The sequence below is a fragment of the Umbribacter vaginalis genome (assembly GCA_001552935.1).
Lineage (GTDB): Bacteria > Actinomycetota > Coriobacteriia > Coriobacteriales > Eggerthellaceae > Berryella > Berryella vaginalis.
Genome location: KQ959701.1, coordinates 1 through 2,264, shown reverse-complemented (window position 1 = coordinate 2,264; position 2,264 = coordinate 1). Strand labels below are relative to the sequence as shown.

Annotated in this window: 2 protein-coding genes; both read left to right on the top strand. The window is 42.2% G+C overall.

Annotated features, from left to right (window positions below; genetic code table 11):
* Positions 1–698, top strand: a 698-nt coding sequence (locus HMPREF3190_RS04645; RefSeq protein WP_449676217.1) for a leucine-rich repeat domain-containing protein, incomplete at its 5' end; no start/stop codon positions are given.
* Positions 699–707: 9 nt separating this feature from the next.
* On the top strand, positions 708–2,264 hold a 1,557-nt coding region (locus HMPREF3190_RS04640), incomplete at its 3' end, for a hypothetical protein (RefSeq protein WP_156425722.1).

Sequence of the window (2,264 nt, the reverse complement as noted above, 5' to 3'; positions counted from 1 at the left end):
ACCAAGTAGCCAAGGATATTACCGAAGATGATGCATTAAAGGTTACAAAGTTACATCTATTTGGCTGCGGGCTCACATCGATAGAGGGCATCGAAAAGTTTAAAAACCTTACCTCTCTCGACCTTTCCCATAACCACCTCTCCGACCTCTCACCACTTGCATCCCTGACTGGGCTTACAGAACTCACTCTTACCTCTAGCACCTTTAACCACATCACTGACCTCAAGCCCCTTGCAGGCTTGACCAAGCTTACAGAACTCTGGCTTACCGACAACCACATCTCTGATGTTACCCCTCTTACAGGGTTGACCAATCTTAAAACGCTCGGTCTTAGCAATAATCAAATCTCCGACATCACCCCTCTTGCAACCTTGACTGGTCTTAAATGGCTCTGGCTTAACAACAACAACATCTCCGATCTCACGCCGCTTGCTGGCTTGACTCACCTTACAACGCTCCATCTCCACGGCAACCAAGTCTCCGATGTTACCCCTCTTACAAGTTTGACTAACCTTATAGTGCTCGACACTAAAAACCAAACCATTACATCACAGCCCAAATCAAGCAAGGTTGACCTGGAAAAAGAGATTAAAAGCCCTGGTGATGTTTTCATATCTACCCTTGATGCTGCTGAAAAGCAAGCAGCAGCCGAGAACACGCACCGACCACCACAAACGCCACCAGCACACGAACGTTAGGAGTGAACAATGGATACTGATAAACCAATCTTAAAAGAAGTCGCGCAAGCGCTCTATGATGATAATTTCGATGCTTTTAAGCAAACGGTACTGCCTTTGCTTAATTTTGATGAAGCTGATGAAGTGCATGCACCTACTTCAAGCAATCCCGATGTGAGCATACTCCTTGAAAGATTCTGTGACGAGTATGCAGCATACAGTTTTAACCATTTGGATTTATTGGAAGCGCCTGATCCGTACTTTTTGTGCGAGTGGGTGGATGAAACACAAGATCCATCCCCTTGCCCTGATTATGATGAGTGGCACTGGGAGTCTATAAGTGGTGTGCGCATGAATGCACAAACACTTTCTTCCCGTGATCCTATGTACGATGAGCATGCTGCCTTGATTGAAACTCTCTATGACAAGTACGGGGATGCATGTGTAAAAGCCCAGCAAGCGGAATGGCTGAAAGCTTTTTATGATCAAATCTGCGAAGAACTTAATGAAAATAATGTGCTCTTTTATCAACGAGGAAATTCCATTGATGAAGATGTAAGTAATTTTTTGCATTTTCTTCCTCGCAAAAAAGAGGGGAAAATAAATTTTCTTAAGGGAATGCTTAGTCGTAGCGAATATAAATTCTTACTACAAGTCAAAATGACTTACAATTATGAGCGTACACGCTTTAAGCAATCCCAGCTTTACAGAAATGCCGTAATGCTAGGACTAGATAATCAGGCTCTTACAGCTTTTGATGATACTTTTTATTTGCAATATAACTTTAATTGCTCCGACACGGTAGATATTGCAAGCGAGAACAATGTTATTAAAAAGCTTGCGTTAGCATTACAGTCATTTGATGACGTTACTACTACCGCTATAACAAAAAGTGATTTGCATTGCGCATATTGCGATATTACCTATCCATCGCTTGATAAGATTGAACAAGCGCATCCATTTAGTCATACCATTGCAGAAATATTACCAAACGGCGAGATGAAGCTTTTTAATACATATAGAATCAGCGGCACCCCGATAGGGTATATAAGTCTTGAGGAACTTCTTGACCATCTGCCTTACCCTAATAAGCAGGTACTTGATTGTATTAAGCTTTGCTGTGATCAGGACAGCTTGAATACGGTCGATGAGATCTTATCGCAGCTTGCATGTAACTTAAGTGATTATGTGCCTTATGACGAAAAACATTGTGATAAAGACGGTGCATATGAGGATATAGGTTTTCATTTTGTCGAGGGTACAGATCTTGAAAAAGCGCTCGATCAATTACACGCTTTTGCTCATTTTGATTACATTTCTTTTGGTAGACAAGTAGCGGAAAATAACGCTTATTGCGTTGGTGAGTACGGCTATATTCCTCATCAAGCTGAGGACGCGCACATCTGTCGGGCATGTCAATTCACTGAAAACGATGTTATTCACCTTGGACAATACGTTTCAGGTGCGCTCTGCAAAGAAACACCACTTATACAGAATGGTTCGCCCGTTTCCGTAGATGAGTTCGTGCGTCCACTCTTACAAAAACTTGAACTATGCGGTATCACACTTGAAGATGTGCCCGATTAT